This window comes from Mesorhizobium sp. M1A.F.Ca.IN.020.06.1.1 (genome assembly GCF_004023265.1).
In the GTDB taxonomy this organism is placed as follows: Bacteria; Pseudomonadota; Alphaproteobacteria; order Rhizobiales; family Rhizobiaceae; genus Mesorhizobium.
Genome location: NZ_RZSR01000316.1, coordinates 1 through 5,821 on the forward strand (window position 1 = coordinate 1; position 5,821 = coordinate 5,821).

The 5,821-nt window shown below is 63.9% G+C and carries 6 protein-coding genes; 4 read left to right on the forward strand and 2 right to left on the reverse strand.

Features of this window, described 5'->3' with window-relative positions; all coding sequences use genetic code 11:
* The first annotated feature begins 144 nt into the window (after positions 1-144).
* On the forward strand, positions 145-912 hold the full coding sequence (locus EOA60_RS15645) for a class II aldolase and adducin N-terminal domain-containing protein (protein WP_067324682.1): 768 nt from the start codon (positions 145-147) through the stop codon (positions 910-912).
* A 196-nt stretch (positions 913-1,108) separates the two neighbouring features.
* Here EOA60_RS15645 and EOA60_RS15650 read toward each other — a convergent pair whose 3' ends face one another.
* Entirely contained in the window at positions 1,109-1,741 is a 633-nt protein-coding gene (locus EOA60_RS15650) for an HAD family phosphatase (protein ID WP_095825546.1), read from the reverse strand.
* 202 nt (positions 1,742-1,943) lie between these two features.
* Here EOA60_RS15650 and EOA60_RS15655 point away from each other — a divergent pair, with 202 nt between their 5' ends.
* A complete protein-coding gene (locus tag EOA60_RS15655) occupies positions 1,944-2,903 on the forward strand; it encodes a sugar-binding transcriptional regulator (RefSeq protein WP_095825547.1) in 960 nt (319 codons plus the stop codon).
* 62 nt (positions 2,904-2,965) lie between these two features.
* Here the strand turns inward: EOA60_RS15655 and EOA60_RS15660 are convergent, their stop codons facing one another.
* Positions 2,966-3,151, reverse strand: coding sequence for a hypothetical protein (locus EOA60_RS15660; RefSeq protein ID WP_095825548.1), 186 nt, complete (start codon positions 3,149-3,151; stop codon positions 2,966-2,968).
* Positions 3,152-3,261: 110 nt separating this feature from the next.
* Between EOA60_RS15660 and gcvA the strand changes: the two genes are divergently transcribed.
* The gene (gcvA, locus tag EOA60_RS15665; RefSeq protein WP_095825549.1) at positions 3,262-4,170 is read left to right on the forward strand and encodes a transcriptional regulator GcvA; all 909 of its coding nucleotides are present in this window, start codon (positions 3,262-3,264) and stop codon (positions 4,168-4,170) included.
* A 162-nt stretch (positions 4,171-4,332) separates the two neighbouring features.
* Entirely contained in the window at positions 4,333-5,643 is a 1,311-nt protein-coding gene (locus EOA60_RS15670) for a sugar ABC transporter substrate-binding protein (protein WP_066999167.1), read from the forward strand.
* Positions 5,644-5,821: the final 178 nt, after the last annotated feature.

Sequence of the window (5,821 nt, forward strand, 5' to 3'; positions counted from 1 at the left end):
CGCGGCAAGGGCCTGCAGGAAGTGCTCGAGTTCATCGTCGAGCTGGGCGGGCTGCAATCGGCACGGCCTGCCGCCTGACCCATCAGTTTGCGGTTGCTGGCAGCCGCCATGCACGGCATGCTCGGCCAAACCGGAGGATTTTCGATGAGCCTTGCCCGTCTGCAGAAGGAAACGCTGACCAACCTGCCTTATTACCAGGAGCGGGTCGATCTCGCCGCCGCCTTCCGCTGGACGGCGCGGCTCAACATGCATGAGGCGGTCGCCAATCATTTCTCGCTGTCGGTCAACGAGGACGGCACGAAGTTCCTGATGAACCCGAACCAGGTGCATTTCTCGCGTATCAAGGCGAGCGATCTGCTTTTGATCGACGCCAACGATCCCGAAACGCTCTCCGGCCCCAACGCGCCCGACCCGACGGCTTGGGGCCTGCACGGCGCCATCCACCGCAACGTGCCGCATGCGCGCTGCGCCATGCATGTGCATTCGATCCACGCCACGGTGCTTGCCTCGCTGGCCGACTCCACCCTGCCTCCGATCGACCAGAACTCGGCCATGTTCTTCAACCGTCATGTCGTGGACCCTCATTATGGCGGGCTGGCCTTCGAAGAGGAGGGCGAGCGCTGCTCGAGACTGCTCGTCGATCCCAAGGTCAAGGTGATGGTCATGGGCAATCACGGCGTGATGGTCATCGGGGATTCTGTCGCCGACACCTTCAATCGCATGTTCTATTTCGAGCGTGCCGCCGAGACCTACATCAAGGCGCTGTGGACCGGTCGGCCGCTGCGCACGCTCTCCGATGAGATCGCGGAAAAGACGGCGAGCGAGATGGACGACTATCCCGGCCAGGCCGAGCGCCACCTTGCGGAGCTGAAGGCAATCCTCGACGAGGAAGAGCCGGTCTACAGGAACTGAGCCCCGCGGTTGTGGGTTGACGCTGGAGGCTTGGCTTTCGCCTATTTTCGAAGCCGGGCGCTGCCCCTCACACTCTCCCCGTGAAGCACGGAGAGAGGAGGATCGTCGGCGTCGGAGCGTGTCCCTTCTCCCCGTATTCACCGGGAGAAGGTGCCGGCAGGCGGATGAGGGGCAGCGCCGGCGTTGGCACGTCTTCTTAGAGACCCAATTGCGCCCGCAGTTCCTCGGCGCTGTTGATGACGATTGCGCCGGGCAGCCCTTCCATCGGCGCTTCCGGCCAGAAAATCGTCTTCATGCCGGCAGCCAGGCCGGCCATCGCGCCGGTGCGGCTGTCGTCGACCGCGACCGCGTCGGCCGGATCGACGCCGGCGAGATAAGCCGCGCGCAGGAAGGGTTCCGCATGCGGCTTGCCTTGGCGTACGTCGTTTCGGCTCACCGTGTGCATGCCGGGATAGACGAGACCGACCGCGCCGAGATTGGCGTCGACGATCAGCCGGTCCGAATTGGACACCACCGCCTGCTCGACGCCTAGCGCGCGCAATTCGTTGAACACCTCGATCGCGCCGGGCCGCGGCTTGAGCGTCTCGGCCATCGGCAGATAGTGGTCGTATTTGCGCACGATCCAGTCATCGAAGTGCAGGTCGAGGCCGAACTGGTCGCGCAGCATTTCGTAGACCGGCCATGCCGCGACGCCCAGCACCCGTTCGTGCAGGTCGGTCGGCGGCGTGATGCCGACGCTGCGCAAAGCGGCCACAAGTGCTGCCTCGTGCAGCGGCTCGCTGTCGACCAGCGTGCCGTCCATGTCCCAGAAAACCGCTTTCGGCGTCATGCAAGGCTCCTTTTGCCGATCCCTTAATGGGTTTCCGGTCAGAGATAAACCGCTCTCCCGGCAAATGGTTGAGGCGAGCGCGAATGGTGTCATCCTTGGTCGGCAGGGGCGCAAGCAATTGCTCTTTCAATTGACAATTGCGCAGGGCCGCTTTCGCTGTAATCTAGAGGGCCCGCTATTGTCGGGCTTGGGGAGGCAGAATGTGAACGCGCGACAGGAAACCGGCAGCACCAGGTTGGACGACGCCGCGCGCGCCGGCTGGCTCTACTATGTTGCCGGCAATACCCAGGATCAGATCGCCGCCAAGCTCGGTATTTCCAGGCAGACGGCGCAGCGGCTCGTCTCGCTGGCGATGTCGGAAGGGCTGATCAAGGTCCGCGTCGATCATCCGATCGCCAATTGCCTCGACCTTGCCGCGCGGCTGAAGTCGCGTTTCGCGCTCGATCTCGTCGAGGTGGTGCCGAGCGATCCGACCTCGTCCTCGACGACGATCGGCGTCGCCGAGGCGGCGGCTGCCGAAATCGAGCGGCGGCTGCGCTCCGCCGCCCCCATCGTCATGGCCATCGGCACCGGGCGCACCCTGAAGGCGGCGATCGAGCTGTTGCCGCCGATGGAGTGCCCGCAGCACAAGGTGGTGTCCTTGACCGGCAACATCTCGCCCGACGGCTCGGCCGCCTTCTACAACGTCATCTTCACCATGGCCGATCGGGTCAAGGCGCGCTCCTTCCCGATGCCGCTGCCGGTCATCGCCTCCTCGCCGGAAGAGCGCGACATGCTGCTCAGCCAGCCGATGATCCAGCCGACGCTGGCGCTGGCCGCGGAAGCCGACGTCACATTCGTCGGCATCGGCGATCTCGGCCCGAAGGCGCCGCTCTACGAGGACGGCTTCATCTCGGAGGGGGAACTGAAGGCACTGCAGAAAGCCGGCGGCGTCGGCGAGATCGTCGGCTGGGTTTTCGACCGCGAAGGCCGCATGATCGAAGGCATCACCAACGACCGCGTTTCGTCCGCCGCCTTGCCGTCACGCGAGAAGTCCTTGGTCATCGCGCTTGCCATGGGCGAGCGCAAGCTGCCGGGCATTCTCGCCGCCGTGAACCGTCGTTTGGTCAATGGCCTCATCACTGATGAACGGACAGCCACCGCCCTGCTCGGCGGCGCGTGATCGTGATGCTGGGCTCGGGCGAATCTGACGCGACGAGCCGTTGGCGATAAAAAGAAACCCGGCTATTTGTAGCGTCCATGCGGATCGTTGCCGTCGAGGAAGCCCATATCCCGCTGCAGGTGCTCCGACAGTTCTCGGACATCGACATAGCCGCGCCTGCGGTTGGCGAACCACGACAATTCCCGTGCCAGCAGCGAAATCCATCTATGTATTGGGGTCGAATCGAGTTTTTCCTGCATCGGAGTCATGATCGTCAGCCTTCGCTATGCTTGAACTGGAGTGATCGTCGACCCCAAATATCGGGCTGATCGGCACGTGCTTCCAATCAAACGTCGATCATGACCCATAAAGAGGCCTTATGCCCGATCTGAGCTCCCGTCAGAATGTCCAGCTCCCGCCCCTGCAGGCGATTCGGGTGTTCGATGCCGTGGCCAGACACCTCTCCTTCACCAAGGCCGCTGAGGAGCTCGGCATGACTCAGGCCGCCGCGAGCTATCAGATCAAGCTTCTGGAGGAGCGCATCGGCGCGCCGCTGTTCCTGCGCCGTCCACGGCAGATCGAGCTGACCGAACCCGGCCAGCGTCTTGCGCCGGCTGTCAGCGAGGCATTCGCGCTGCTGAGCGGCGCCTATGCGGCCGCCCGAGCCGGCGCCGACGGCGTGCTTTGCGTTTCCACCCTGCTCACCTTCGCCTCGAACTGGCTGGCGCAGCATCTGGGATCCTTTCAGGTCGCTCACCCCTCGCTTGCCGTGCGCGTCGACACCTCGAACCGGGTCGTCGACTTCGCCCGTGAGGACGTCGACATCGCCATCCGCTCCGGCGGCGGCAAGTGGCCGGGCGTGGAAACGCATATGCTGTTCAGGGCCGACTTCACCCCGGTGCTCAGCCCTAGGCTTGCGGCGAGCATCGGCGGCGTCAAGGAGCCGGCCGACCTGCTCAAGCTCCCCATCCTCGATCCCGGCGACATCTGGTGGCAGGAATGGTTCGCGCTCGCCGGTCTGCCCGCGGAGGAACTCGCCAGCCGTCCCGGCACCAGCATGGGCGCGCAGGCCTATGAGGCCAATGCCGCGATGGCCGGGCAAGGTGTTGCGATCGTCACCAGCGCCCTGTTCAAGAACGAGCTTGCCGACGGCCGGCTGATCCAGCCCTTCGACCTCGTCGGCGACGACGGCCACGCCTACTGGCTGGTCTATCCCACTGCCCGGCGCAACGTGCCGAAGATCCGCGCCTTCCGCGATTGGATTCTCGCCGAGATCGCCTGTCAGTAGGCCGGCATCACAGCCTGCCGTCTCCGCTACGCATCGCGCAGACGGGCGCGGCATCGATTTGTGCTGCGCTGCAGCATCGATTCCGGCTTGACATAATTCACACTTAGTGAGTAATTGCCCACAGCCAAGGCAAATGCTCATCTTGGTTTTAGGGAGGAATTGATGAAACTTCGCACGCTCACCCTGGGCCTGTTGTCGGCCAGCGCCCTTGCATTCGCCGCGCATGCCGAATCCATCACCATCGCCACCGTCAACAACGGCGACATGGTCCGCATGCAGAAGCTGACGGACGACTTCACGAAGGCCAATCCCGACATCCAGCTCAACTGGGTCACGCTCGAAGAAAACGTGCTGCGCGAGCGCGTCACCACCGACATCGCCACCAAGGGTGGCCAGTACGACGTCTTGACCATCGGCACTTACGAGGTTCCGATCTGGGCCAAGCAGAGCTGGCTCTTGCCGCTCGAGAAGCTCGGCGACGACTACGACGTCAAGGACATCATCCCGGCCATTGCCGGCGGCCTTTCGGTCGACGGCAAGCTCTATGCCGCGCCGTTCTACGGCGAGAGCTCCTTCGTCATGTACCGCAAGGACCTGATGGAGAAGGCGGGGCTCAAAATGCCCGACGCGCCGACCTGGGACTTCATCAAGGAGGCCGCCGACAAGATGACCGATCGGGCCAATGGCGTGAACGGCATCTGCCTGCGCGGCAAGGCCGGCTGGGGCGAGAACATGGCCTTCCTGACCGCCATGTCGAACTCCTTCGGCGCCCGCTGGTTCGATGAGAACTGGAAGCCGCAATTCGACCAGCCGGAATGGAAGAACACGCTGCAGTTCTATGTCGACCTGATGAAGGCAGATGGTCCTGAGGGCGCGTCCTCCAACGGCTTCAACGAGAATCTTGCGCTGTTCCAGCAGGGCAAGTGCGGCATGTGGATCGATGCCACCGTCGCCGCGTCCTTCGTCTCTGACCCGAAGGCCTCGCAGGTCGCCGACAAGGTCGGCTATGCGCTGGCGCCCGACAAGGGTCTCGGCAAGCGCGGCAACTGGCTGTGGGCATGGTCTCTCGCAATCCCCGCCGGCACCAAGAAGGCCGACGCCGCCGAGAAGTTCGTCTCCTGGGCGACCTCGAAGCACTACCTCGAACTGGTGGCTTCGAAGGAAGGCTGGGCCAACGTTCCGCCCGGAACGCGGACCTCGCTCTACAACAATCCGGAGTACCAGAAGGCAGCGCCCTTCGCGAAGATGACGCTGGACTCCATCAATGCCGCCGACCCGACGCATCCGACCGTCAAGCCGGTGCCCTATGTCGGCGTGCAGTTCGTGGCCATCCCGGAATTCCAGGGCCTCGGCACCACCGTCGGTCAGCTCTTCTCCGCCGCTCTTGCCGGCCAGTCGAGCGTCGATGATGCGCTGAAGCAGGCCCAGGACGCGGCGACCGCCGCGATGACCGAAGGCGGCTACCTCAAGTAAGGCTCCTCCCGGTGCCGAACGCCGGTAGCGGATCATGACCGGCATAGGCCGCCCGAAACCCAGTTCGGGCGGCCACCTCTGCAATCAGGAATTCTGGCACAAGTCTAAATCCGGCTGACCTTGGGAGGGTGACCGTCATGGCTACTCAGCAAACCCGTTCGCTTGCCCGTTTCATGAT

Coding starts and splice junctions, on each gene's coding strand:
- EOA60_RS15645 (WP_067324682.1), top strand. CDS start 145: ATGAGCCTTGCCCGTCTGCAGAAGGAAACGCTGACCAACCTGCCTTAT.
- EOA60_RS15650 (WP_095825546.1), bottom strand. CDS start 1,741: ATGACGCCGAAAGCGGTTTTCTGGGACATGGACGGCACGCTGGTCGAC.
- EOA60_RS15660 (WP_095825548.1), bottom strand. CDS start 3,151: ATGACTCCGATGCAGGAAAAACTCGATTCGACCCCAATACATAGATGG.
- gcvA (WP_095825549.1), top strand. CDS start 3,262: ATGCCCGATCTGAGCTCCCGTCAGAATGTCCAGCTCCCGCCCCTGCAG.
- EOA60_RS15670 (WP_066999167.1), top strand. CDS start 4,333: ATGAAACTTCGCACGCTCACCCTGGGCCTGTTGTCGGCCAGCGCCCTT.